Source organism: Halomonas tibetensis (assembly GCF_042643535.1).
Classification (GTDB): domain Bacteria; phylum Pseudomonadota; class Gammaproteobacteria; order Pseudomonadales; family Halomonadaceae; genus Halomonas; species Halomonas tibetensis.
The window spans coordinates 192,059-216,279 of record NZ_JBHRSQ010000014.1 but is presented as its reverse complement, the minus strand read 5'-3'; the positions used below and the strand labels follow the sequence as shown (position 1 = coordinate 216,279).

Here is a 24,221-nt window from a genome sequence, read left to right as displayed (position 1 = left end):
AAACGGCCACAAAAAAACCGGGCCACGCCCGGTTCAAGGATTCTACCACGTCTGCGCCGAGGATGAACCCCGGCGCATGTCACGCTCACTCGCCGCTGGAAGGCGAAGCGCTCTTCAGGTAGCGGAAGAAGTCGCTGGAAGGATCGAGCACCAGCATGTTGCCGTCGCTCTGGAAGCTCTCACGATAGGCGTTCAGACTGCGCCAGAAGGTGAAGAACTCCTGATCCTGGGAGTAGGACTCCGAGAAGATCCCCGCGGCCTCGGCGTCACCCTCACCGCGAAGAGTCTCGGCTCGCTCGGTGGCCTGGGCCAGGAGCACCTGGCGTCGGCGATCGGCGTTGGCGCGGATGCGCTCGGCCTCTTCCTGCCCCTGGGCGCGCCACTCGCGGGCTTCGCGCTCGCGCTCCGAGCGCATTCGGTCGAACACCGCCGCGGAGACATCTTCGGGCAGATCGATCCGCTTGACGCGAACATCGACAATGGCAACGCCGAGCTCTTCACGCAACAGGGCATCGAGGTCCTGGGTCGGCCCGATCATCAGGTCGTCACGACGCTCGGCGATGATCTGCTGGAGGTCCAGTCGACCAAACTCGTTACGCAGGCTCTCGTCAACTCGAGGCTGAATCAAACGAATTGCAATCAGCTCGTCGCCGGCGGTGGCCTCGTAGTAGCGGGTCGGGTTGACCACCTGCCACTTGACGTAAGAATCGACGATCACCGCTTTCTGCTCGAGGGTCAGATAGCGGCTGGTATCGGTATCCAGCGTCAACACCCGGGTATCGAACTTGCGAATGGTCTGCGTGATCGGCACCTTGACGTGCAGGCCCGGCTGAATGTTCTCCTCGATGACCTCACCGAAGCGCAGCTTGACGGCGCGCTCGGTCTCGTCGACCACATAGAGGCTGTTGCTGGCCAGCCAGGCCACGGCGGCCAGGCCGCCGACAATGAGCAGGGAACGATTATTGATCATTTAGCGGCCCTCCCTGCGGATTCCACCGGTATTGCTGCTAGAGGTCGTCTGGCCGGAGCGCAGTCGCTCCAGCACGCGTGGGTCGAGCTCGCCCTGATCGCCCAGACGCTCGCCGGAGGACGAACTACCTGAGCCGCCACTGCCCATCTGGTCAAGCGGCAAGTACATCAGCGGACTGTCGTCGGCCACGTCAACCAGTACCTTGGGCGTACTGCCGAAGATCTCGGCGATAGCGTCTAAGTAGAGGCGCTCGCGCATGATCGCCGGAGAGTCCTGGTACTGGAACAGCAGCGCGTTGAAGCGGTTGGCCTGACCACGCGCCTCGGCAACGACCGATTCGCGATAACCCTGGCCCTGCTCGACCAGGCGCTGTGCCTGACCCTGGGCCTCGGGGATGATGGCGTTGGCGTAGGCCATGCCCTGGTTGATGGTCCGCTGGCGATCCTCACGGGCCCGGATAACGTCGTCGAAGGCGTCGATGACCGGACCGGGCGCGGTGGTGGACTCGATGTTGATGGTCTGCAGACTGATCCCTGTACCGTAGCTGTCCAGGTAGGACTGAAGGCGGCTGCGCACCGAGCTGCCGAGAATCTCACGACCGGAGGTCAGGATTTCGATCATGTCGGTGCCACCGACCACGTGGCGCAGCGCGGAGTCCAGCGCGTTCTCGATGGAGAGCTGCGGATTGCGCACGTTCAGCACGAAGTCGCGCGGGTCAGCCACTTGATACTGCGCCGAAATCTCGACCTCGACGATGTTCTCATCGCGAGTCAGCATCGCCTGGGTCTGGGTCAGCGAACGCACGCGAGTCACGTTGACCATGCGTACATCGTCGACCAGCGGCGGGTTCCATTGCAGGCCCGGGCTGACCACCTCCTGAAACTTGCCGAACCGCAGCACCACGCCACGCTCCGACTGGTCGACCAGGTAGAAGCCGGTAGCCGCCCAGATCGCCAGGGCCACCACGATCAGCAGGCCGGGCAACGCCAGGACGTTGCGTGGCTTGCCGCCTCCACCCTTACCGCCCTTGCCGTCACTGCCGCCGCCCTTGCCACCGCGGCCGCCGAGCATACTGTTGAGTTTATCCTGAAACTTCTTCAGGGCCTCCTCGAGGTCGGGAGGGCCCTGGTTGCCGCCGCGATTACCGCCGCCGCCACCATTGCCTCCGCCTTCATTACCACCACGGCGACCACCACCACTCCATGGGTCGTGCTGGTTGCCACCACCAGGCTCATTCCAGGCCATAGGTCTTCTCCACTCTGTGTTGCGGCCCCTGCCGGCGAGCCGGCCGAGACGTCGGTTGCGATCCTTTCGGCGCCCCCACCTTGCAGGACAGTGGCGCCCGTCGTCCGTGTCGTCGTTATTATCGTCTGCCCGTACCTAGCCTGCCCCTTGCTCTTCCCAAGCCTCGCGATCACTCATGAACTCAGGAAGATAGTCTTCAGGGCGCTCGCCGAGCCGAGACATGAGCTGCAGGAAGTCGCGACGTGGCAGGCGCACCTGCAATCGGGTGTCGCCCTGCTCTTCAAAGGCTTCGTCGCGCACCGCGCCGAGCTCGTGAAGGGCCGCGCGCAGCCGACCCTGTTCAGGCGCCAACGTGAGGGAGAAGTCGAGAACGTCGTCGGCTAACCGCTCGGCCAGGGCCTGAGCCAACAGCTCCAACCCCCTTCCCTCCTGCGCTGATAGCCACACCACCTCGGGGCGCCCTTCACCGTCGCGCTCGATGCGCGGCGCGCTGTCCAGAAGATCAATCTTGTTCATCACCTTGAGCATCGGCACTTCCAGAGCGCCAATCTCGTCGAGCACCAATTCGACCTGCTGCACGTTGAGCTCGCGATCCGGGTCGGCGGCGTCGATCACATGTACCAGCAGGGTCGCCTCAGCGGCCTCCTGCAAGGTGGCGCGGAACGCTTCCACCAGCTTGTGGGGCAAGTGACGAATGAAACCCACGGTGTCGGCCAGCACCACCGGACCCACATCTTCGACTTCCAGACGCCGCAGCGTTGGATCGAGGGTAGCGAAGAGCTGGTCGGCCGCATAGACCTCGGAGGAGGTGAGCGCGTTGAACAGCGTTGACTTGCCTGCGTTGGTGTAACCCACCAGAGAAACACTGGGGATCTCGGCTCGAGCGCGAGAGCGACGGTTCTGCTCACGCTGGCTGCGCACCTTGTCGAGCCGCCGATGAATCGACTTGATACGTCCACGCAGCAGGCGACGGTCTGTCTCCAACTGGGTCTCACCGGGACCGCGCAGACCAATACCGCCTTTCTGACGCTCCAGGTGAGTCCAGCCACGCACCAGGCGTGTGGACATGTACTCAAGCTGTGCAAGCTCTACCTGAAGCTTGCCCTCGTGGGTTCGAGCCCGCTGGGCGAAGATATCGAGAATAAGACCGGTGCGGTCGAGCACGCGGCACTTTAGCTCGCGCTCGATATTACGTTCCTGGGAGGGGCTCAGGGCATGGTTGAATATTACCAGCTCTGCACCATGGGCCACCATTGCCTCGCGCAACTCCTCCAACTTGCCGGTGCCCACAAATATCCGCGGGTCGGGCCGCTGGCGACTGCCTGTCAGCAGGGTAGCCGGTACAGCGCCAGCGGAGCGAACGAGCTCAAGGAACTCACCCGCATCTTCGCGCTTCTGTTCGTCCTGGAAGTCCACATGGACGAGGACGGCCGTTTCACCGGCGTCGGGACGTTCGAAAAACAATCACTACCTCACTGGCTATCCTGCGGCTCGGCAGGGTCCTGGACCGGCAGGCGCACGTTGCGCGACGGTACCACGGTGGAGATGGCGTGCTTGTAGACCATCTGGCTAACGGTATTGCGCAACAGGATCACGAACTGGTCGAAGGACTCGATTTGGCCCTGCAGCTTGATCCCGTTGACCAGGAAAATCGATACCGGTATGCGCTCCTTGCGCAGGATGTTCAGGTACGGATCTTGAAGGGACTGCCCTTTGGACATGTTGATCTCCCTGACATTGTCTCTGGGGTTGACGTTGGGTACGCGACGGGCAGGCTACCCGGCTTGTGAATGGCGTATCTTACGCTAAGTGCCGAAATCGCGCACGAGTTTCAGCACATCACCGAGGGGATCATCTCCCACGCTGTCGACCCACTCGAGCCCCTCCCAACTACGCATCCAGGTCAGTTGCCGCTTGGCCAACTGGCGAGTGGCGGCAATACCACGCTGTCGCAGACCCTCGAGATTCCCCTCGCCATCAAGCGCCTCCCATACCTGGCGATAGCCGACGCTCTTCATGGAGGGTAGGTCCTGCGACAAGTCGCCGCGGGCGCGTAATGATGCCACCTCCTCGATGAAACCTCCCTCGAGCATGGCATCGAAGCGCTGCTCGATCCGCTGATGAAGCACGACACGGTCCACTGGAGCGAGTCCTATCGACAACGTGCGCCACGGAAAGGTTTCAGATTGCTGCTCAGCCCACAGCTCGCTGAGAGACCGGCCGCTTAGCCGATAGACTTCCAGCGCCCGCATCAACCGCTGGGGATCGTTAGGATGAATGCGGGCAGCCGAGGCAGGATCGACCCGGGCGAGGGTCTTGTGCAGCGCCGCCAAGCCATGGGCTGACGCCTCGGCTTCCAGCTCGGCGCGCAACGCAGGGTCCGAACTGGGCAGATTGGCCACCCCGTGCAACAGCTGCTTCAGATACATCATGGTGCCGCCTACCAGCAGCGGCACCCGGCCGGCGGCCGTGATCTCGTGCATCTCGCGCAGGGCGTCCTCGCGGAACGCCGCCGCCGAGTAAGGCTCGGCGGGGTCGCGGATGTCGATCAGCCGATGCGGCGCGCGGGCCAGCTCCTCCGCAGAGGGCTTGGCACTGCCGATGTCCATCCCGCGATAGACCATGGCGGAGTCGACGCTGATCAGCTCCACGCCCAGGCGTTCGTGCAGTTCGATGGCCAGACCGGTCTTGCCGGCGGCGGTGGGGCCTACCAGCAGGATGGCGGGAGGACGAGTGTCACTCATGGGACTACTGCCCCCTCATGAAGAGGCGGTCCAGCTCCTTCATGCTCATTTCGGTCCAGGTGGGGCGACCGTGGTTGCACTGACCGCTGCGCTCGGTACGCTCCATGTCGCGCAGCAGGGCGTTCATCTCCGCCTGGGTCAGCTGGCGGTTAGCACGCACGCTGCCGTGGCAGGCCATGGTGGCGAGCAACTCGTTGACGTGGGCCTCGAGGCGATCGGAACGCCCATAGCGTTCGAGTTCTCCGAGCATGTCGCGGATCAGCGGTTCTACGTCGGCGTCGCTCAGCTGCACCGGCAACTGGCGTACCAGCAGGGTCTCGGGGCCGGCCACGTCAAGCTCTACGCCAAAGCGAGCAAAAGCCTCGCGCTCCGCCTCGGCGGTGGCCACCTCGGCGGGGCTGGCGGCGAGCGACACCGGCACCAGCAACGGCTGGGCCTCGAGCCTGCCACCGTGCACCTGGATCTTCATGCGCTCGTAGACAATGCGCTCATGGGCGGCGTGCATGTCCACCAGGATGAGACCTCGCTCGCTCTGGGCGAGAATATAGACGCCGTGAAGCTGAGCGATGGCAAAGCCCAGCGGTGGCGCTCGGGTGTCATCGGCGTCTGGCAGCGGCGGGCGGCGTGCAGACTGGCGCTCGGCCAATGCCATCTCGGCGGCGGCGCCCCCCGCCCCGGTGCCATCTGCCACTGGCGCCGCCGGCCGTGGCGTTAGCAGGCTCTCCTCATGACCCGGGTGCAGCGCCCGATAGCCCTCCATGAAGGCCCTGACGCGATCCGGCGTGACCCGCGCGCCCTCCTCACCCGGCAGAGCCATGGGCTGCTGCTGCCAGCGGCCGGCGCGCTCGGCCACCCGCTGAGCCTCGGGAAACGCAGCCTGAGGCTCACCTGCCTCCACGCCCGCCTTACCGACCGACCCCTCCTCCGAGCCTGCCCCCGAATCATCTCCCAAGACATCTCCCGGATGGCCGGCCCCCGAATGCCCGGCCCCCGGATGGCCGGCCCGAGCTTCTCCCAGGGCCCGATGCAGGCTGGAAAAAAGAAAGTCGTGGACCAGGCGGCCGTCGCGGAAGCGCACCTCGTGCTTGGTGGGGTGGACGTTGACATCCACCACTGCCGGGTCCACTTCCAGGTAGAGCACGAACACCGGATGGCGGCCATTGAACATCACGTCACGATAGGCCTGACGCACGGCGTGAGCCACCAGGCGGTCGCGCACCACCCGCCCATTAACGAAGAAGTACTGCTGGTCGGCCTGGGCCCGGGAGTGGGTAGGCAGCCCCACCCAGCCCCATAGCCGTAGCCCCGAGGCCTCGAGATCCAGGTGCAGGGCGTTCTCCAGGAACGCCTTGCCGAGCAGGGAGGCGATGCGTCGCTCCCGGGAGGCCTGATCGCCACCGGGACGAAGCTGGTGGAGGGTCTTCTGGTTGTGGCGCAGGGTCCAGCCGATGTCGAAGCGGGAGAGCGCCTGGCGACGAAAGGCCTCCTCCACATGACTGAACTCGGTCTTCTCCATGCGCAGGAACTTGCGCCGCGCCGGCGTATTGAAGAAGAGATCGCGCACCGTGACAGAAGTGCCTCGGGCGTGGGGAGCCGGCGAAATCCGTGGCTCCATGTTGCGACCCTCGGCCACCACTCGCCAACCGGTAGTAGGGTCTTCATCGGCGTTGGAAACCAGTTCCAGACGCGACACCGAGCTGATCGAGGCCAGGGCCTCGCCGCGAAACCCCAGACTCGCCACGCCTTCCAGTTCTTCCAGGGAGATAATCTTGCTGGTGGCGTGGCGAGACAGCGCCAGTGCCAGGTCTTCCTCGCCGATACCGCTGCCATCGTCGCGCACGCGGATCAGCCGAGTACCGCCGGCCTCAAGCTCCACGTCAATGCGCCGGCTGCCCGCGTCGATGGCATTCTCGACCAGTTCCTTGACCACCGAGGCGGGGCGCTCCACCACTTCCCCGGCGGAAATCTGGTTGGCCAGTCGCGGGTCGAGGATCCGGATAGGGCGCGGTTCGCTCATGTCTCTCCTTGCCATTCGATTCAGGTTCGCGGAATGCGCAGCACCTGACCCACGCGGATCACATCGCCGTTGAGTTCGTTGGCCTGCTTGAGTCGATCCGTGGAGACATTATGTCGGGCGGCAATTTGCGAAAGGGTATCGCCAGGCTGGATGCGATATTCGTTGCCGCCGGGACTGCGGTTGTTGTCACGCTGCCAAGCCAGCAGGCTGGCCGGCGGCGGATTACGACGGAAGTGATCCTGAAGGCCCGAGAAGATCGCCCGGGCCAGCTTCTGCTGATGGCTCGAGTCGCGCAGCCGGCGTTCCTCATCCGGGTTGGAAATGAAGCCGGTCTCGATCAGCAACGACGGAATATCCGGCGACTTGAGCACCATGAAACCGGCCTGCTCCACCCGGCTGCGGTGGAGCCGATTGATGCGCCCCAGCTGGTCGAGCACCTGGCCACCGATAGAGAGGGAGTCGTTGAGCGTCGCGGTCATGGTCAGATCGAGCAGCACGCCACGCAGGACCTCGTCCTTGTCCCTGAGGGAGAGGTTTCCGTCCACCCCGCCGATCAGGTCGGCGCGGTTCTCGCTGGCCGCAAGCCACTGAGCGGTCTCGGAGGTGGCGCCACGCTGAGAAAGCGCGTAGACCGAACTGCCGTTGGGTCGCGGGCTGGTGAACGCGTCGGCGTGGATAGAAACGAAAAAGTCGGACTTCTGATCCCGGGCGATCTGGGTGCGCTGACGCAGCCCGATGTAATAGTCGCCATCGCGGATCATCACCGCACGAAATCCGTCGGTATCGTCCACCAGCCGCTGCAGGCGCCGGGCGATTTCCATCACCACATCCTTCTCGCGAGTGCCGCTGGGGCCGATGGCACCGGGGTCCTCACCACCGTGACCGGGATCAATGGCGATGATGATATCGCGACGAGGATGGGCCTGTGCCTTCTGCAGGGCCACCGGCGGCGGCGATGTTACCTCGGCAGGCGCGCCGCCGTCCGAGGTGACGACTCGGACGCGCTTGGCGGCGATCTCTTGCTCTCGGATCATCGCCTCGATGGGATCGATCGGATCCTTCACGGCACTCTCGCCGGGGTACTCGAGGTCCACCACCAGGCGGTGGCCGTACTGATCGTTGGGGGCCAGACTGAAGTGGCGAGGGTCCACTTCGCGCTCGAGCTCCAGCACCACGCGTAGGCCATCGCCGTCTCGCACCCCCGTGCGAATACGACTGATCGCGCTGCCGGCGAGGTCGATGCCGGCGAGGTCCGCCGCCATGCGGCTGTCATCCAGATCGATCACCAGGCGTCGCGGGTTGTCGAGCGCAAAGATATTGGCCTGGGTCGGCGAAGCGAGATCGAACACCAGCCGAGCGTGGTCCGGCGCTGCCCACAGACGCACATTATCCACCTGGGCAGCATGAAGACTCGCCAGGGGAAGATAAGACAGTGTAGCGGCCAGCAGGCCGCGAGTGAGCCACTTGATCATTGTGCTACCTCGCCCTCCCTGGCATCGTCAGGCCCCATCAGGCGACAGGTGGCAAGCTCGGGCATGGCCGCCAGTCTTGCCAACAGCTGATCGCCCCGGGGGCTTCGGGCCTCGAGCCGAGCTTCTCGCCCCGTCCCGGAAAGCGTCAGGAGGATGCGCAGATCTGGCTCGGTCAACCATCCCTCGCCGCGGCAGGGCCACTCGATGAGACATAGGGCATCCTCGGCCAACAGATCGCGACCCCCGATGAATTCCAGTTCTTCCGGATCGCCGAGGCGATAGAGGTCGAAGTGGTAAATCCGCACATCCTGAAGTTCATAAGGCTCCACCAGCGTATAGGTGGGACTCTTCACCGCACCCTGGTGGCCGTAGGCGCGCAGCACGCCTCGGGCCAGGGTGGTCTTGCCGGCGCCAAGCTCACCCTCGAGATAGACCAGTCCATGCCCTTCCAGGGCCTGCCCCAGGCATTCGCCCAGAGCCACCTGGCGAGCTTCATCATCGAGTCGCAGCAGCATCGTCCCCGCCCATCGTCGGATTGACCAGCATTCGCGCATAGGATGCCAGATCGCCCGCCAGCAGACCACGTTCTCCCGCGTCGCGGGCTGCCAGATCGGCGGCCAGGGCGTGCGTCAGCACCCCCAGCCAGGCGGCGATCTCCAGCGGTACGCCCTGAGCCAGCAGGGCGCCCAGCATGCCGGAGAGCGCATCGCCCATCCCACCGCTGGCCATGCCGGGGTTGCCAAACGGGCAGACAACGAGCCCCGAAGGGCCGGCCACCAGGGTCCCGGCGCCCTTGAGCACCACCACCCCGCCCCAGCGTTCGCGCAGCGCCAGCGCCGCGGCGGGGCGATCCGCCTCCACCTCGGCGGCCGAACAACCGAGCAGCCGGGCGGCCTCCCCCGGATGCGGCGTAAGAATCCAGCCGGCGCGCTGTGACTTGGAAAACCGCGTGGCCAGCAAGTTGAGGCCATCGGCGTCCACCACCAGGGGACGCTCTGCATCGAGCGCCGCCTGCAACACCCCCTGCCCCCAGCTGCCCTGGCCCAGCCCCGGCCCCACCACCAGCACATCGGCACCGCTGGGCAGCTCGCCGAGGTCGGCGGCGCCGCGCACACCGTGGACCATCACCTCGGGGCAGCGCACCAGACTGGCGACGACGTGCTCAGGCGCCGTGGCCAGGCTCACCTTGCCGGCCCCCAGTCGCGCGCATGTCTCGGCAGCGAGCAATGCTGCCCCGCCGAAGCCCGGCGCCCCGCCGAGAATCAGCGAGTGCCCGCAGTCGCCCTTGTGGGCGGCACGCCGCCGCGGCGGCAGCCAGGCGGCAATCAGCGATTCCTCCAACAGCCGAGCCGCCGGCATCAGGTCGGCCTGGGCCGCCGCGTCAACGCCCAGCGCACAGAAATGCCGCTCGCCGACGTGATCCGCCGCCGCCCCGGTATGCAGCCCCAGCTTGTCGCCGATAAAGGTCACCGTCGCCGCGGCCCGCACGGCCTTCCCCAGCACCGCGCCGGTATCGGCATGCAGCCCCGAGGGAATGTCGATGGCCAGCACGGGACGTGCACTGGCATTGATGGCCGTGATCGCATCGAGGAAGGCGCCGCGCACCTCGCCGGAGAGCCCTGTGCCAAGCAGGGCATCCACCAGCAGTTCGCCAGTAAACGTCATGCCGGATGTCCAGGGCTCGACGCCAACGCCGGCCGCCGTGGCCATATCGGCGGCCAGGCGAGCGTCGCCACCAAGCTCATCGATGCCCTTGAGCAGGATGCGCTGCACGGCCAGCCCCTCGGCGGCAGCCAGGGCGGCCAGCACGTGGCCATCGCCGCCGTTGTTGCCGGCGCCGCACAGCACCGTCAGCGAGCGAACCTCGGGGAAGCGATCGCGCAACACCTGCCACGCAGCGGCGCTGGCGCGCTGCATCAGGGCGAAGCCTTCGATACCGCCGGCGATGGTGCGCCGGTCGAGTTCACCTACCTGCTCGGCGCGGTAGAGAGGGTGCAGGGTCTCGAAAGACATCCGGTGTCTCCTGGCAAGGGGTTGCTTTACCATCAGTGTGTCGTTTCCCGACGCCGGCGCCAATCGCCCGGCCTCATTTGCCCGGTATATTCACGATAATGCGTCATTCCTCGCTCTCACCTGCCGATCTTGCCTCCCTGGCCCAGCGCATCAAGACCTGGGGGCGCGAGCTCGGCTTCCAGCAGCTCGGCATCACCGACGTGGACCTGGCCGAGGAGGAACCGCGCCTGGCACGCTGGCTGGCGGCGGGCCACCAGGGCGAGATGAGCTTCATGGCCAAACACGGGACCAAACGCACCCGACCCGCAGAGCTGATCCCCGGCACCGTCCGCGTGATCAGCGTGCGCCTCGATTATCTGCCCGCGGAGGTCGAGACCGCCAAGGTGCTGGGCCAGCCCGAGCTCGCCTATGTCTCACGCTATGCCACTGGGCGCGACTACCACAAGCTGATGCGCAAGCGCCTGGCCACCCTGGCCCAGTGGATCGAGGCCGAGGTGGGGCCGATCGGCTACCGCGCCTTCGTGGACTCGGCCCCGGTGATGGAAAGAGCATTGGCGCGCAAGGCAGGACTTGGCTGGTTCGGCAAGAACGCCATGCTGCTCAACCCGAAGGCCGGCTCGCTGTTCTTCCTGGGCGAGCTCTATACCGACCTGCCGCTGCCGATGGACGCCCCCTTCGAGGGGGACCACTGCGGCAGCTGCAGCGCCTGCCGCACGGCTTGCCCCACCGGAGCCATCGTCGAGGACCGAGTGATAGACGCCCGGGCCTGCATCTCCTACCTGACCATCGAGCTGTTCGGGGCGATCCCGGAGCACTACCGCGAGGCCATGGGCAACCGGGTGTTCGGCTGCGACGACTGCCAGCTGGTCTGCCCCTATACCCGCTTCACCCGCGCTACCCAAGAGGCCGACTTTGCCCCCCGCCACGACCTGGATCGCGCCAGCCTGCTCTCACTGTTCGCTTGGGGCGAGGAGGAGTTCCTGGAAAAGACTGCCGGCAGCCCGATTCGTCGCATCGGCTATGAGCGCTGGCTGCGCAATCTCGCCGTGGGACTGGGCAATGCCCCCTGGAGCGAAGCCGTGGAGGCCGCCCTGCGTGCACGCCTTCCCTACCCCTCCGACCTGGTGCGCGAGCACGTACGCTGGGCGCTGGGCCGTCAGCGGGACAGGCGGGATAAGCGGATTGCCAGCGGCTGACGCTACTCCTCCTCGTCGCTATCGGCGTCCGTCAGGCGCAGGAAGGTGCCGCGATAGTGGGCCAGTTCGGCAATGGATTCCTTGATGTCGTCCATGGCAAGGTGCACGTTGCGCTTGTGGAAGCCCGCCATGGCCCCGGGGTTCCAGCGCTTCGCCAGCTCCTTTAGTGTCGAGACATCCAGGTTGCGATAGTGGAAGAAAGCCAGCAGCTCGGGCATTTCCCGCTCCAGAAAGCGGCGGTCCTGGTGGACGCTGTTGCCGCACATGGGCGAGGTACCTGGCTCCACGTGCTCACGCAGGAAGGCGAGGGTCTGCCGCTCGGCCTGTGCGGTGTCGATCGCACTCGCCCTGACCCGGGCGGTCAAACCAGACTCGCCGTGGGTCCTTGTGCACCAGGCGTCCATGGCATCGAGCAGGTCGTCGGGCTGCTTGACCGCGATCATCGGGCCCTCGGCGACGACATTCAGCTCGGCGTCGGTGACCAGGGTGGCTACCTCGATGATCCTCTCGCGATTCGGGTCGAGCCCGGTCATCTCCAGATCGATCCAGACCAGGCGGTTCTTGCGTGGATCTTCGGATTCGTTGCTCTTGCTCATCTACTTTCCTTAACCAAGTTCCTTGCGCCGCGCGGCTCGCGACAGCGGGCGCCCTGAGTGAGTACACTACACGCCATTGTAACGAGCTTCGGGACGCCATGACCAAACGCAAGTTGAACCGCCAGCAGCGCTGGCGCATCGAAAAGATCCAGGCCGAACGGGCCTCCAGAGCCACGCGACTCGACGACAAGGACGGCGAGAAACTGGCCGCCGGCGAATATGGTCCCGAGCAGCCGGGACGGGTCGTTGCCCACTTCGGACGCACCCTGGATGTACGCGCCGAGGGCGACGATGAACCGGTTCGCTGCCATATGCGCGCCAATCTCGAGGGCCTGGTAACCGGCGACAGGGTGATCTGGCGCGGCCGCCAGGACGCCGAAGGCGCCATCGTGGAAGGCGTAGTGGTGGCCCGCGGTGAGCGCACAAGCGTACTGGAACGCCCCGACGCCCGCAGCCAGCTAAAGCCGGTGGCGGCCAATATCGACCAGATTCTGATCGTGTTTGCCGTGGAACCCGAGCCTCACCCCAATCTGATCGACCGCTATCTGGTAGCCGCCGAAGCCACCGGCATCGCCCCGGCCCTGGTGCTCAACAAGATCGATCTGCTGCCGGAAGATGGCGGTGCGCTGATGGCGCTGCTGCATCGCTATGAGGCGCTGGGCTATCCGGTGGTGGCCACCACCACCGAGCGCGAGAACGGCCTCGACGCCCTGCACGCTCGGCTGGCCGGCAACACCTCCGTGTTCGTGGGCCAGAGCGGCGTGGGCAAGTCATCGCTGATCGACCGCCTGCTACCTGACGAGGAACTGCGCATCGGCGCGCTGTCCAAGGACAGTCGCAAGGGTACTCACACCACGACCACCGCGCGCCTCTACACGCTGCCGAGTGCCGAAGCGGCCGAGCTGATCGACTCACCGGGCATCCGCGAGTTCGGCCTCGGACACCTCAATGAGCAGCAGGTCGCCGAAGGGTTCATCGAGTTCCGTGATCTGCTCGGCCACTGCCGCTTCCGCGACTGCCGCCACCGCCAGGAGCCCGGCTGCGCGCTGCTGGAAGCACTGGAGCGCGGCGACATTCACCCTGAACGCTTCGCCAGCTACCGCCGAATCCTCGACTCGCTGGAATAGGATAGGAGAGCCCCCATGAGTTCCGAAGCCAATCTGCTGCCGCTGATCATCGAGCCAGAAACCCTTGCCGAGCATCTCGACGAGCCATCGCTGATGATCATCGATGTGCCCCTCAAGGCCGAGAGCTACACCGAGGGCCACGTGCCTGGCGCCCTCTTCCTCGACAAGGGCAGGCTGATGCGTGGCTCTGGCGAGGTGCCCTGCCTGGCACCTACCGTGGAGCAGCTCTCCACGCTGTTCAGCGAACTTGGCCTGACTCGCGACACCCACGTGGTGGCCTATGACGATGAGGGCGGCGGCTGGGCCGGACGGCTGCTGTGGACGCTGGAACTGATCGGCCACACCCGCTACTCCTACCTCAATGGCGGCATCCACGCCTGGCGCCAGGACGGTCTTGAGGTTTCCACCGAAGCCACCGACCCGACGCCCAGCGAGTACGAGGCGGAAATCCTCCACCCCGAAGCCGCCATCGACCTCGCCGAGCTCACGGAGCGCCTGGACGATAAGGGCTTCGCGGTATGGGATGCCCGCTCCCCCGAGGAGTACCGCGGCGAGAAGGGCGAGAACAAGCGCCTGGGCCATATCCCCGGCGCGGTGAATATGGAGTGGACCCGGGTCATGGACCCGGAGCGCGGCCTGCGCATTCGCGATTACGCCGAGCTGATCACCGAACTCGAGGCACTGGGCCTGACCCCGGAAATGGAGGTCGCCACCCACTGCCAGAGCCACCACCGCAGCGGTTTCACCTGGCTGGTGGGCCGCGCGTTGGGCTTCGACAAGATCCGCGGCTACGCCGGCTCCTGGAAGGAGTGGGGCAACCGCGACGATACCCCGGTCGAGAAATAGCATCCAACAACAGACACAGGAACGCCCTTGTTACTCTCCCGACTCTTTGCTCTCATCCAGTATCCGCTGCCCCACCACCTGCTCTCACGGCTGGTGGGGGGATTGGCCGAGTGCCGCACCCCCTGGCTGAAGAACGCCCTGGTGCAGGCCTTTATCCGCCAATTCCGGGTGGACATGGATGAGGCGGCCGAGCCCGACCCGACGGCCTACGCCACCTTCAACGACTTCTTCACTCGCGAGTTGGAAGAAGGCGCCCGGCCCATCGGCGAGGGGATGGTCAGCCCCGCCGATGGCACCCTTTCGCAGTTTGGCCCCATCGAGGCCGGCCAGCTGCTGCAGGCCAAGGGGCACCGTTTCTCGGCCATGGAGCTGCTCGGCGGAGACGGCGAGGCAGCCAGGCGCTTTCTGGGCGGCAGTTTCGCCACGGTCTATCTCTCCCCGAGCGACTACCACCGGGTGCATATGCCGGTCAGCGGCACCCTGACGGAAATGGTCTATGTCCCCGGCAGGCTCTTCTCGGTAAACGCCGCCACCACCGAGCATGTGCCCAACCTGTTCGCCCGCAACGAGCGCCTGATCTGCCACTTCGACACCGAGCACGGCCCCATGGCCGTGGTGCTGGTAGGGGCAATGATCGTCGCCGCCATCGAGACAGTATGGGCCGGTCAGATCACCCCGCTGCCCAGAGGCGGCGTGCAGCGCATCCGCTTCGACACGCCGGTAAGGCTCGAGAAGGGTGAGGAGATGGGCCGCTTCAAGCTTGGCTCCACGGTGGTGATGGCGTTCAGTGAGCCGGTCAGTTTCGCCGACGCCATCGAGCCCGGCGCCAAGGTGCAGATGGGGCAGACGCTCGGCAGCGTCTAGCAGCGCGGCGTGGCGAAGGCCATCACCTCCGCCACGCTCGACTTGCCCAGCACCAGCTGGATCAGCCGGTCGATGCCCAGCGCCACCCCGCTGCCCGCGGGCATGCCGTGCGCCAGGGCCGCCAGCAGGCGGACATCGACATCCACCTCGGGCAGCCCTGCTGCCCGGCGGGCGAGGTTGTCATCATTGAACCGTGCTGCCTGCTCGTCGGCATCGGTCAACTCGTCATAGCCGTTGGCCAGCTCCAGCCCGTCCAGATAGAGCTCGAAGCGCGAGGCTACCCATTTTCCGTCCTCCGGATCCCGGTGGCGCCGCGCCAGGGCCGCCTGACTGGCCGGGTAGTCAACCACCACGTCGATACCCCCTAAGCCGAGATGGGGCTCGATCGCAAGGCTGATCAATAGATCGAGGCAGTCGTCGCGGGAAGCGTCAGACATCGTAAGCCCTCCCCGCTCCCCAGCCAGCCGCCGAAGCGCGGCGAGCTCGATGCTGAAGGGGTCGATGGCCAGGTATTCGCGGAACAGCTCCCGGTAGCGGCGGCGCCGCAACGGCCCGGCCTCATCCCCCAGTTCTCGACCCAGCACCCGGCGCACCAGGGCGACCGTCTCCTCGATCAGCTCATCCAGGGAAAACCCGGGGCGATACCACTCCAGCAGGGTGAACTCGAGATTGTGGCGCCGCCCCACCTCGCCATCGCGAAAGCAGCGCGCCAGCTGGAAGATCGGCCCGGAGCCTTCGGCAAGCAGCCGCTTCATGGCGAATTCCGGCGAGGTCTGCAGCCACAGCCGCTCTCGGCCGGCAGGGGTCGTGGCCTGGACGCCCAGAGAGGCCAGGTGCAGATCGGTACTGCCGCCGTGGCCCAGCACCGGGGTCTCCACCTCAAGCACAGAGCGTGAAGCGAAAAAGGCCCGCACCTCGGCGAGCAGCCGCGCCCGCTCGCGCAAAGTCTCGAGCGACGCCGTGGGTCGCCAGTCGGTAGCCATCAGGCGCGGGAAACGTAATCTCCGGAGCGCGTGTCGACCTTCAGCACCTCGCCCTGGTTGATGAACAGCGGCACGCGGACCACGGCACCGGAGGAGAGCGTCGCCGGCTTGGAGCCGCCCTGAGCGGTGTCGCCCTTGAGGCCCGGATCGGTCTCGACCACTTCCAGTTCGATGAAGTTGGGCGGGGTCACGCTGATGGCGTTGTCGTTCCACAGTGTCACGGTGTAGGCCACTTGCTCCTTGAGCCACTTGACGGTGTCGCCCAGGGCCTTCTTCTCGACGGCGTACTGCTCGAAGGAACCGTCGGTCTTCATGAAGTGCCACATCTCGCCGTCGGAGTAGAGGTACTCCATGTCCAGATCCATGACGTCGGCACCTTCCAGGGATTCGCCGGACTTGAAGGTGCGCTCCCAGACCCGGCCGGTGATCAGGTTACGCAGCTTGACGCGATTGAACGCCTGACCCTTGCCCGGCTTGACGAATTCATTCTCGACGATCGCGCAGGGATCGCCGTCCAGCATCACCTTCAGACCGCCCTTGAATTCATTGGTAGAATAGTTCGCCATCTTATCTCACTCATGTTCAAGCGCGCCCCACGGAACCCGGGGGCGCACTGGGAAACGACATTCGACGAGGCCAGGGTTCCGGGAACCCGCCCCGCCCGCATTGACTGGTGCCGCATGATAACCCGAAGCCCCGCCTTTTTGCAGCGTCACGACGAGGCCAAACCACTGGTAACGCCACCCGCCTGGCAGGCGCAGTTGGCCGGAGCCATCCGCGACCCGGCCGAACTCTGCCGACGCCTGGGGCTGAACGAGGCCTGGCGGCCTGGCGCCGAGGCAGGTCACGCTCTCTTCGAGGTCCGGGTGCCTGAGGCCTTCCTGTCCCGCATGCGCCCGAACGATCCGTCCGACCCCTTGCTGCGCCAGGTGATGCCGCTTGGCGAGGAGGCCTTGACGACTCCGGGCTATGTCACTGACCCCCTGGCAGAGGCGATGCATACTCCCGCGAAAGGGCTGATCCACAAATACGCCGGCCGGGTGCTGCTGATCACGAGCCCCACCTGCGCGGTGAACTGTCGTTATTGTTTTCGCCGCCACTTTCCCTATGACGACAACTCACCGTCGCGGGCCCAGTGGGAAGCAACCCTGGACAGCCTGCGTGGTGACCCCACGATCCGTGAAGCGATCCTCTCCGGCGGCGACCCGCTCGCCGCCAGCGACCGCCAGCTGGCCTGGCTGGTCGAGCGCCTGGAGAAGATCCCCCATCTCAAGCGCCTGCGCATCCACACCCGTCTGCCGGTGGTCATCCCGGACCGCGTCGATAACGCCCTGCTCGAGTGGCTCGGCGCTACCCGTCTACAGAAGGTGGTCGTGCTGCATATCAACCACGCCAATGAGATCGATGACGCCGTGGTCGGCGCCTGCGAACGGCTCAAGGCCGCCGGCGTCACCCTGCTCAACCAGAGCGTGCTGCTGCGCGGGATCAACGACGGCGTGGACACCTTGACCGCGCTCTCGGAACGACTCTTCGAGGCCGGCGTGCTGCCCTACTACCTCCACGTGCTTGATCCGGTAGCCGGCGCCGCCCACTTTGACGTGCCGGACGACGAGGCCCGCGAGCTGGTCGCGGGCCTCCGGGATGTGCTGCCTGGGTTCCTGGTGCCCAAGCTGGTTCGGGAGATCCCGGGCGAGGGCAGCAAGACGCCGCTGTGACTAAAGCCAGGTGGCGCCTGCTCGACGCCACACCACAAGGATTACTTCGCTACGGCCAGGCTGTCGGCGGTCACGTTGGCCGCCGGGGCCTGGGTGGAGAGATGGCGATTGATGGCGCTCATCACGCCCTTCATGGAGGCGCTGGTGATGCTCTCGTCGGTACCAACCCCAAACACCGCCTTGCCATCGATACGCACCTCCACGTAGGCGATCGCCTCGGCGTCGGCGCCCTGGCCGCGTGAGTGCTCATGGTAGTCGATGATTTCCACGTCGTGACCGGCACCGCCCAGCGCCTTGATATAGGCCGCCAGCGGTCCGTTGCCCTCGCCCTGGATGGTACGACGCTCGCCGCGCTCCTCGATGGTCGCCTCCAGGGTCACCTTCGGGCTGTCCGGCTCCGAGGAGAGACGATGGCTGACCAGCGCATAGGGCACTGTCTGACCCAGGTACTCATCGGCGAAGGCCTGATAGATCATCTGCGAGGTGATCTCCTTGCCCGTGCGATCGGCCACCTCCTGAACCACCTGGCTGAACTCGATGGAGAGTCGGCGAGGAAGCTCGATACCGTGTTCCTGCTCCAGCAGATAGGAGATACCCCCCTTGCCCGACTGGCTATTGACGCGGATCACCGCCTCGTAGCTGCGGCCCACGTCCAGCGGATCGATGGGCAGGTAGGGTACGTCCCAGATGGCGTCCGGATTGGCGCGGCGATCGGCCATGCCCTTCTTGATGGCGTCCTGATGCGAGCCGGAGAAAGCGGTGAACACCAGGTCGCCCACGTAGGGGTGACGCGGATGCACCGGCAGCTGGTTGCAGTACTCCACCTCGCGCATGATCGGCGTGATGTTGGAGAAGTCGAGCCCCGGGTGAACACCCTGGGTGTAGAGGTTCATGGCCAGGGTGACGATATCGACATTGCCGGTGCGCTCGCCATTGCCGAACAGGGTGCCCTCCACCCGGTCGGCGCCGGCCATCAGGGTCATCTCGGCGGCAGCCACCCCGGTGCCGCGATCGTTGTGCGGGTGCACGCTGACGATCAGCGCCTCGCGATCATTCACGTGTCGGCAGAACCACTCCACCTGGTCGGCGTAATTGTTGGGCGTCGCCACCTCCACGGTGGCCGGCAGGTTGACGATCATCGGCGTCTCGGCGGTGGCGCCATAGGCAACCATCACCGCCTCGACGATCTCCTTGGCGAAGTCCATCTCGGTGGTGGTGAACAGCTCCGGCGAGTACTGGAAGGTCCAGTTCGTCTCGGGCGCCTCGCTCATGCGCTGCCGAATACGGGTGGTCGCATCCACGGCGATCTGGATGCATTCGGGCTTGCTGACGTTGAACACGACCCGGCGGAACATCGGATCGGTGGCGTTATAGACGTGGACGATGGCGCTCTTCGCCCCCTTGATCGCCTCGAAGGTACGGTCGATCAGGTGATCACGGGCCTGGGTCAGCACCTGGATGGTCACGTCATCGGGGATCTTGCCGTTGTCGATCAGCGAGCGTACGAAGTCGAAGTCGGTCTGGGAGGCCGAGGGGAAGCCCACCTCGATCTCCTTGAAGCCGATCTTGACGAGCAGATCGAACAGGCGCTGCTTGCGCTCCTGGTCCATGGGATCAATCAGCGACTGGTTACCGTCGCGCAGGTCGACGCTGGTCCAGATGGGCGGCTGTTCGATGCGGCGACTGGGCCACTGGCGGTCTGGCAGGTCGACGGCAACGAAGGGGTGGTACTTGGCGGCGGGGTTGTCGAGCATCATGGCGGCGTTCTCCCTGGGCGACGGTGCGGCGAAATCAGTGGGCGGTGCAGAAACGATGACGCCCCGACAGGCACTGGCCAGTCGGGGCGTCGAGACTCGCTTCATATATGATCGCACAGACGACAGCACCTTGGCTGACGCGAGCGACTCTCTGGGCATACATGGCGTTGCTGAAAGGGGTGGTGGACATGGTACAACCTCATTTTCGACCGGACTCCAGGCGATGCAAACAAACATCGCCGCTCGCTATTCAGGCGAGGGCTGGTAGTCGTAGGTCGAGGCTGTACGAGGTCATATTCATCGCTCTAGAGAATCAAGGTTTAGCCCCATTGTCAACCTTCTGCATCCAGCGCCTGCCGGCCTAACTCCGTTGGCGATCCAGCAGCGCCTCCATGCGCGAGAGCTGGTCGCGCATCTGACGCACGTCGTCGCGCAGGCCGTGCAGCTCGGCGGCCTCGCCCTCCCCGGTCTCCAGCTCGATAGCCAGGCTCTCCTTCTGCATCACATCGAGCACGATGCCGATCATCATGTTCAGGAAGATGAAGGCGTTGAGAAAAATGAAGGTAAGAAAGTAGATCCAGGCATAGGGATAGTGCTCCATGGTCGGGTAGAGCACCGCCGTGGCCCAGCTCTCGAAGGTGGCTACCTGGAACAGCGTCAGCATGGCCAGCGAGATGTTGCCCCACAGCTTCTCGTCCACGCTGGCGAACAGGAAGCTGCCCAGGGCGCCGTAGATGTAGAAGATGATGAACATCAGCAGCACCACGTAGCCCATGCGTGGAATCGACTTGAACAGCGCGGCGATCAGCATTCGCAGCTCGGGAATCATCGATACCAGACGCAGCACCCGGAAGATGCGCAGCAGTCGGGCCAGCAGCACCATCTCCGAATCATCCAGGGGAATCAGGCTGGCGGTCACGATCAGGAAATCGAAGATGTTCCAGCCCTTGCGGAAGAAGTCGCGCAGGCGCTTCTCGGCGGCCATCCGAATCAGGATCTCCACCAGGAAAAACACCGTTACCGCCACGTCGAGCCACAGCATGGCCGCCTGAAACCGGCTGACCTCCTCCTCGTAGGTCTTGGCACCAATCAACAGCGCCGAGACCACGATGATGGTGATCACCGTGAGCTCGAAGGCCTTGTGGGAGCGCAGCCGCTCGAAGCGGTCGCGCCAGGTCTCGAAGGAAGCGCTCACGGTCCCTGCTCCTCCAGGTCCACCTGGCGATAGCCGATCAGGTAGAGCACAGCATCAAGGCCGAGCGTCGAGATCGAGTGGTTGGCCTGGGCGCGCACCAGCGGCTTGGCGCGAAAGGCGATACCGAGCCCGGCCGCCGCCAGCATCTTGAGGTCGTTGGCCCCGTCGCCGACGGCGATGGTCTGCTCCAGGCTGAGACCCTCACGCGCGGCGATCTCCCGCAGCAGATCGGCCTTGCGGTCGGCATCGAGGATCGGCTCCCTGACCTCGCCGGTGACTTTGCCATTCTCGATCAGAAGTTCGTTGGCGTGAATCTCGTCGAAGCCAAGCATCTGCTGAAGGTGGCGGGCGAAGTAGGTGAAACCGCCGGAGAGAATAGCCGTACGGTAGCCCAGGCGCTTGAGCTGGGCCATCAGCCGCTCCACGCCATCCATCAGCGGAAGCGACTCGGCGATCTCGGCCAGCACAGACTCATCGAGGCCCTTGAGCTTGGCCATGCGCTCGCGAAAGCTCTGCTGGAAATCGAGCTCCCCGCGCATGGCTCGCTCGGTCACCTCGGCCACCTCGTCGTAGACGCCGTGTCGGCGCGCGAGTTCGTCGATTACCTCGGCCTGGATCAGGGTCGAATCCATATCGAAGCAAACCAGCCGCCTGTGCCGGCGCCAGATGGAATCCTCCTGGATGGCGATGTCCACGCCGTGCATGGCCCCCAGGGCCAGCGCTTTTTCGCGCAACGCGTCGAGGTCGATCTCCTCGCCACGCAGCCAGCACTCCACGCAGGCCCCCTGGATACTGTCGTGATCCCGGGGCACGCCGCCGTCCAGCGGCTCGCGCCCGGAAAGGCGGTGAATCAGCTCCACGGTCAGGCCATGCCCGGCGGTGAGGGCACCGACCTCGGCCAGAATGCCGGCCGGCAGATGCGGCGCCAGCAGGGTCAGGATAAGCCGTGGTTGGCTCGCTTGGCTGCTCCAGCGCTGGTAGTCCTCGGCGCTGACCTGGATCGCCTGGACGTCGAGCCCCAGGGCATCGCCGGCAGCACCAAGCGCCCCCTCCAGATCGGCCTCGTGGTCGAGACCCACCAGCGCCTCCAGGGACAGCATGCCGAAGGTCACGCTCTGGTTGATGTCCAGCAGGCGCGCGCCGCTCGTCGCCAGGGCCTTGCCCAGACCGGCCAGTTGGCCCGGGCGAGCCGCGCCGGTAGCCCGGATCAGTACTCGTCGTGTCATCCCGCAACCTCCAACCGGTCCACTTTCTGCAGGCCGCGGGGCAGCTTGCTGCCGCGCCGGCCGCGCTCGCTGCAATAATACGCGAGATCGTCGGGCTTGAGGGTGAGGTGGCGCTTGCCGGCGTGGACCACCAGGCTGGCACCGGCCGGCACCAGGACCAGGTCACGCACGAACTCCTCGCGCCGCGCCGCTCGAGGACCGGGAATGTCGATCATCTTGTTGCCCTTGCCCTTGGCCAACTCCGGCAGGTCCTCCAGGGGGAAGACCAGCAGGCGACCCTCGTTGGAGACCGCCACCACTTGGGCCCCCTCGCCCTCCGGCACCGCCTTCGGCGGCAGCACATTGCAGCCCTTGGGCACCGAGAGCACCGATTTGCCGGACTTGTTCTTGCCCACCAGGGCCTCCAGGGGTGCCACAAAGCCGTAGCCGCCGTCGGAGGCAAGCAGGTAGCGGGTCGCTGGAGGCGCCAGCATCAACCCGGCCATGTGGGCGCCGGCCACCACGTTGACGCGGCTGGTGACAGGCTCGCCCTGGCCGCGGGCGCTGGGCAGGTTGTGGGCCTGCAGGGTATAGGCGCGTCCGGTGTCATCCAGCAGCACCAGCGGCTGGTTGGTCTTGCCCCGGGCGGCGAGATGGAAGCGGTCCCCGGCCTTGTAGGAGAGCCCGGCGGGATCGATCTCGTGCCCCTTGGCACTGCGGATCCAGCCCTTCTCGGAAAGCACCACGGTGACCGGATCGGCGCCGACCAGCTCTACCTCGGAAAGCGCCCTGGCCTCCTCGCGCTCGACGATGGGCGAGCGGCGCTCGTCGCCATGGGCCTCGGCAGCGGTGCGCAGCTCCTCCTCGATCAGGTCGGTGAGCGCCGCCTCGTTACCGAGCAGCTCCTGGAGGCGCTTGCGCTCGGCCTCGAGCTCCTCCTGCTCACCGCGGATCTTCATCTCCTCGAGCTTGGCCAGGTGGCGCAGGCGCAGCTCGAGGATCGCCTCGGCCTGGCGCTCCGACAGCCCGAAAGCCGCCATCAGCGCCGGCTTTGGCTCGTCCTCCTCACGGATGATCCGGATCACCTCGTCGATATTGAGGTAGGCGATCAGCAGCCCATCGAGAAGGTGCAGGCGGTCCTCGACCTTGCCCAGGCGGTGCTCCAGCCGCCGGCGCACGGTGGAGCGACGGAAGCGCAGCCACTCGCCGAGCAGATCGGGCAGCGGCATCACCCGCGGCCGACCGTCGAGGCCGATCACGTTGATATTGACGCGGATGTTCTTCTCGAGATCGGTGGTGGCGAACAGGTGCGCCATCAGCGCCTCGATGTCGACGCGGTTGGAGCGCGGCTCGATCAGCAGGCGGGTCGGCTCCTCGTGGGTCGACTCGTCGCGCAGGTCGGCCACCATGGGCAGTTTCTTGGCCTGCATCTGGGCAGCGATCTGCTCGAGGATCTTGGACCCGCTCACCTGATAAGGCAGCGCGGTGACCACGATGCTGCCCTCCTCCATCTCATAGCGGGCACGCAGCTTCACCGAACCGCGCCCGCTCTCGTAGAGCTTTCGCAGATCGGCGCGGGGCGTGATGATCTCCGCCGCGGTGGGAAAGTCCGGTGCCGGCAGATACGTCACCAGATCCGCCGTGGTGGCCTCGGGATGGCGCAACAGGTGGCAGGTCGCCTCGACCACCTCATTCACGTTGTGCGGCGGAATATCCGTCGCCATGCCCACGGCGATACCGGTGCCGCCGTTGAGCAGAACGTGGGGCAGACGCGCCGGCAGCACCACCGGCTCATTCATGGTGCCGTCGAAGTTGGGGGTCCAGTCCACGGTGCCCTGGCCGAGCTCGGCGAGCAGCACTTCGGCGAATTTCGACAGCCTCGCCTCGGTGTAGCGCATGGCGGCAAAGGACTTGGGATCGTCCGGGCTGCCCCAGTTGCCCTGGCCATCCACCAGCGGGTAGCGGTAGCTGAACGGCTGCGCCATCAGCACCATGGCCTCGTAGCAGGCGCTGTCACCGTGGGGGTGAAACTTGCCCAGCACGTCGCCGACGGTGCGCGCCGACTTCTTGTACTTGGCGTTGGCCCCCAGCGCCAGTTCGCGCATGGCGTAGACGATGCGCCGCTGCACCGGCTTCATGCCGTCGCCGATATGGGGCAGCGCTCGATCGAGGATGACGTACATCGAGTAGTCGAGGTAGGCCTTCTCGGAGTACTCGCGAAGGGAGAGACGCTCGACGTCACCCTCCGCGACCTGAATATCCATGGTCATAAGGGG

The 24,221-nt window shown here is 65.6% G+C and carries 21 protein-coding genes; 5 read left to right on the top strand and 16 right to left on the bottom strand.

Going from position 1 to position 24,221, the window contains the following annotated elements; all coding sequences use genetic code 11:
* Positions 1 to 85: 85 nt before the first annotated feature.
* From hflC to ACFODV_RS11545, 9 genes are all read right to left on the bottom strand, one after another.
* On the bottom strand, positions 86 to 970 hold the full coding sequence (gene hflC, locus ACFODV_RS11585) for a protease modulator HflC (RefSeq protein ID WP_379759396.1): 885 nt from the start codon (positions 968 to 970) through the stop codon (positions 86 to 88).
* Complete coding sequence (hflK, locus tag ACFODV_RS11580) at positions 971 to 2,215, bottom strand: FtsH protease activity modulator HflK (RefSeq protein WP_379759393.1); 1,245 nt, start codon at positions 2,213 to 2,215, stop codon at positions 971 to 973.
* A 135-nt stretch (positions 2,216 to 2,350) separates the two neighbouring features.
* Entirely contained in the window at positions 2,351 to 3,679 is a 1,329-nt protein-coding gene (gene hflX, locus ACFODV_RS11575; RefSeq protein ID WP_379759390.1) for a ribosome rescue GTPase HflX, read from the bottom strand.
* 8 nt (positions 3,680 to 3,687) lie between these two features.
* Positions 3,688 to 3,936, bottom strand: a complete 249-nt coding sequence (gene hfq, locus ACFODV_RS11570; RefSeq protein WP_379759387.1) for an RNA chaperone Hfq — start codon at positions 3,934 to 3,936, stop codon at positions 3,688 to 3,690.
* An 84-nt stretch (positions 3,937 to 4,020) separates the two neighbouring features.
* Positions 4,021 to 4,959 (bottom strand): tRNA (adenosine(37)-N6)-dimethylallyltransferase MiaA, encoded by a 939-nt coding sequence (gene miaA / locus ACFODV_RS11565; protein ID WP_379759384.1) that lies wholly within the window; start codon positions 4,957 to 4,959, stop codon positions 4,021 to 4,023.
* A gap of 4 nt (positions 4,960 to 4,963) precedes the next feature.
* Positions 4,964 to 6,976 carry a DNA mismatch repair endonuclease MutL gene (gene mutL / locus ACFODV_RS11560; protein ID WP_379759380.1) on the bottom strand — a complete coding sequence of 671 codons (2,013 nt, stop codon included), beginning with the start codon at positions 6,974 to 6,976 and terminating at the stop codon, positions 4,964 to 4,966.
* A 20-nt stretch (positions 6,977 to 6,996) separates the two neighbouring features.
* The gene (locus tag ACFODV_RS11555) at positions 6,997 to 8,448 is read right to left on the bottom strand and encodes an N-acetylmuramoyl-L-alanine amidase (protein WP_379759377.1); all 1,452 of its coding nucleotides are present in this window, start codon (positions 8,446 to 8,448) and stop codon (positions 6,997 to 6,999) included.
* On the bottom strand, positions 8,445 to 8,963 hold the full coding sequence (tsaE, locus tag ACFODV_RS11550; protein WP_379759374.1) for a tRNA (adenosine(37)-N6)-threonylcarbamoyltransferase complex ATPase subunit type 1 TsaE: 519 nt from the start codon (positions 8,961 to 8,963) through the stop codon (positions 8,445 to 8,447). The genes ACFODV_RS11555 and tsaE overlap by 4 nt, the downstream gene beginning before the upstream one ends.
* Entirely contained in the window at positions 8,944 to 10,461 is a 1,518-nt protein-coding gene (locus ACFODV_RS11545) for an NAD(P)H-hydrate dehydratase (RefSeq protein WP_379759371.1), read from the bottom strand. Before ACFODV_RS11545 ends, tsaE begins: the two co-directional genes overlap by 20 nt.
* A gap of 98 nt (positions 10,462 to 10,559) precedes the next feature.
* On the opposite strand from ACFODV_RS11545, the gene queG reads away from it, so the two are divergent.
* Positions 10,560 to 11,657, top strand: coding sequence for a tRNA epoxyqueuosine(34) reductase QueG (queG, locus tag ACFODV_RS11540; RefSeq protein WP_379759368.1), 1,098 nt, complete (start codon positions 10,560 to 10,562; stop codon positions 11,655 to 11,657).
* A 2-nt stretch (positions 11,658 to 11,659) separates the two neighbouring features.
* Here the strand turns inward: queG and orn are convergent, their stop codons facing one another.
* Positions 11,660 to 12,253, bottom strand: a complete 594-nt coding sequence (gene orn / locus ACFODV_RS11535) for an oligoribonuclease (RefSeq protein WP_379759365.1) — start codon at positions 12,251 to 12,253, stop codon at positions 11,660 to 11,662.
* A 98-nt stretch (positions 12,254 to 12,351) separates the two neighbouring features.
* Between orn and rsgA the strand changes: the two genes are divergently transcribed.
* The 3 genes from rsgA to asd are packed head-to-tail and all read left to right on the top strand — an operon-like array spanning position 12,352 to position 15,090.
* On the top strand, positions 12,352 to 13,380 hold the full coding sequence (gene rsgA / locus ACFODV_RS11530; RefSeq protein WP_379759362.1) for a small ribosomal subunit biogenesis GTPase RsgA: 1,029 nt from the start codon (positions 12,352 to 12,354) through the stop codon (positions 13,378 to 13,380).
* Between the two features lie 15 nt (positions 13,381 to 13,395).
* A complete protein-coding gene (locus ACFODV_RS11525; protein ID WP_379759359.1) occupies positions 13,396 to 14,226 on the top strand; it encodes a sulfurtransferase in 831 nt (276 codons plus the stop codon).
* Between the two features lie 27 nt (positions 14,227 to 14,253).
* Positions 14,254 to 15,090: an archaetidylserine decarboxylase gene (gene asd / locus ACFODV_RS11520; RefSeq protein WP_379759356.1), complete on the top strand. Its 837-nt coding sequence runs from the start codon at positions 14,254 to 14,256 to the stop codon at positions 15,088 to 15,090.
* Here asd and epmA read toward each other — a convergent pair.
* Positions 15,087 to 16,073 (bottom strand): EF-P lysine aminoacylase EpmA, encoded by a 987-nt coding sequence (gene epmA / locus ACFODV_RS11515; protein ID WP_379759353.1) that lies wholly within the window; start codon positions 16,071 to 16,073, stop codon positions 15,087 to 15,089. The genes asd and epmA overlap by 4 nt on opposite strands.
* Positions 16,073 to 16,639, bottom strand: a complete 567-nt coding sequence (efp, locus tag ACFODV_RS11510; RefSeq protein ID WP_290789136.1) for an elongation factor P — start codon at positions 16,637 to 16,639, stop codon at positions 16,073 to 16,075. The genes epmA and efp overlap by 1 nt, the downstream gene beginning before the upstream one ends.
* 114 nt (positions 16,640 to 16,753) lie before the next feature.
* Between efp and epmB the strand changes: the two genes are divergently transcribed.
* On the top strand, positions 16,754 to 17,788 hold the full coding sequence (epmB, locus tag ACFODV_RS11505; RefSeq protein ID WP_379759349.1) for an EF-P beta-lysylation protein EpmB: 1,035 nt from the start codon (positions 16,754 to 16,756) through the stop codon (positions 17,786 to 17,788).
* Between the two features lie 41 nt (positions 17,789 to 17,829).
* Here epmB and leuA read toward each other — a convergent pair whose 3' ends face one another.
* The 4 genes from leuA to parC all read right to left on the bottom strand — a co-directional run bounded on the left by leuA (position 17,830) and on the right by parC (position 24,215).
* Positions 17,830 to 19,545: a 2-isopropylmalate synthase gene (gene leuA / locus ACFODV_RS11500; protein WP_379759346.1), complete on the bottom strand. Its 1,716-nt coding sequence runs from the start codon at positions 19,543 to 19,545 to the stop codon at positions 17,830 to 17,832.
* A 361-nt stretch (positions 19,546 to 19,906) separates the two neighbouring features.
* Positions 19,907 to 20,740 carry an ion transporter gene (locus ACFODV_RS11495; protein WP_379759343.1) on the bottom strand — a complete coding sequence of 278 codons (834 nt, stop codon included), beginning with the start codon at positions 20,738 to 20,740 and terminating at the stop codon, positions 19,907 to 19,909.
* Positions 20,737 to 21,966, bottom strand: coding sequence for a phosphoserine phosphatase SerB (serB, locus tag ACFODV_RS11490; RefSeq protein WP_379759340.1), 1,230 nt, complete (start codon positions 21,964 to 21,966; stop codon positions 20,737 to 20,739). The genes ACFODV_RS11495 and serB overlap by 4 nt, the downstream gene beginning before the upstream one ends.
* Positions 21,963 to 24,215 carry a DNA topoisomerase IV subunit A gene (gene parC, locus ACFODV_RS11485; protein ID WP_379759337.1) on the bottom strand — a complete coding sequence of 751 codons (2,253 nt, stop codon included), beginning with the start codon at positions 24,213 to 24,215 and terminating at the stop codon, positions 21,963 to 21,965. Before parC ends, serB begins: the two co-directional genes overlap by 4 nt.
* Between the last annotated feature and the right edge of the window lie 6 nt (positions 24,216 to 24,221).

Coding starts and splice junctions, on each gene's coding strand:
- hfq (WP_379759387.1), bottom strand. CDS start 3,936: ATGTCCAAAGGGCAGTCCCTTCAAGATCCGTACCTGAACATCCTGCGC.
- ACFODV_RS11545 (WP_379759371.1), bottom strand. CDS start 10,461: ATGTCTTTCGAGACCCTGCACCCTCTCTACCGCGCCGAGCAGGTAGGT.
- serB (WP_379759340.1), bottom strand. CDS start 21,966: ATGACACGACGAGTACTGATCCGGGCTACCGGCGCGGCTCGCCCGGGC.
- parC (WP_379759337.1), bottom strand. CDS start 24,215: ATGACCATGGATATTCAGGTCGCGGAGGGTGACGTCGAGCGTCTCTCC.
- hflK (WP_379759393.1), bottom strand. CDS start 2,215: ATGGCCTGGAATGAGCCTGGTGGTGGCAACCAGCACGACCCATGGAGT.
- rsgA (WP_379759362.1), top strand. CDS start 12,352: ATGACCAAACGCAAGTTGAACCGCCAGCAGCGCTGGCGCATCGAAAAG.
- ACFODV_RS11525 (WP_379759359.1), top strand. CDS start 13,396: ATGAGTTCCGAAGCCAATCTGCTGCCGCTGATCATCGAGCCAGAAACC.
- miaA (WP_379759384.1), bottom strand. CDS start 4,959: ATGAGTGACACTCGTCCTCCCGCCATCCTGCTGGTAGGCCCCACCGCC.
- queG (WP_379759368.1), top strand. CDS start 10,560: ATGCGTCATTCCTCGCTCTCACCTGCCGATCTTGCCTCCCTGGCCCAG.
- ACFODV_RS11555 (WP_379759377.1), bottom strand. CDS start 8,448: ATGATCAAGTGGCTCACTCGCGGCCTGCTGGCCGCTACACTGTCTTAT.
- orn (WP_379759365.1), bottom strand. CDS start 12,253: ATGAGCAAGAGCAACGAATCCGAAGATCCACGCAAGAACCGCCTGGTC.
- epmB (WP_379759349.1), top strand. CDS start 16,754: ATGATAACCCGAAGCCCCGCCTTTTTGCAGCGTCACGACGAGGCCAAA.
- epmA (WP_379759353.1), bottom strand. CDS start 16,073: ATGGCTACCGACTGGCGACCCACGGCGTCGCTCGAGACTTTGCGCGAG.
- tsaE (WP_379759374.1), bottom strand. CDS start 8,963: ATGCTGCTGCGACTCGATGATGAAGCTCGCCAGGTGGCTCTGGGCGAA.
- efp (WP_290789136.1), bottom strand. CDS start 16,639: ATGGCGAACTATTCTACCAATGAATTCAAGGGCGGTCTGAAGGTGATG.
- mutL (WP_379759380.1), bottom strand. CDS start 6,976: ATGAGCGAACCGCGCCCTATCCGGATCCTCGACCCGCGACTGGCCAAC.
- leuA (WP_379759346.1), bottom strand. CDS start 19,545: ATGATGCTCGACAACCCCGCCGCCAAGTACCACCCCTTCGTTGCCGTC.
- hflC (WP_379759396.1), bottom strand. CDS start 970: ATGATCAATAATCGTTCCCTGCTCATTGTCGGCGGCCTGGCCGCCGTG.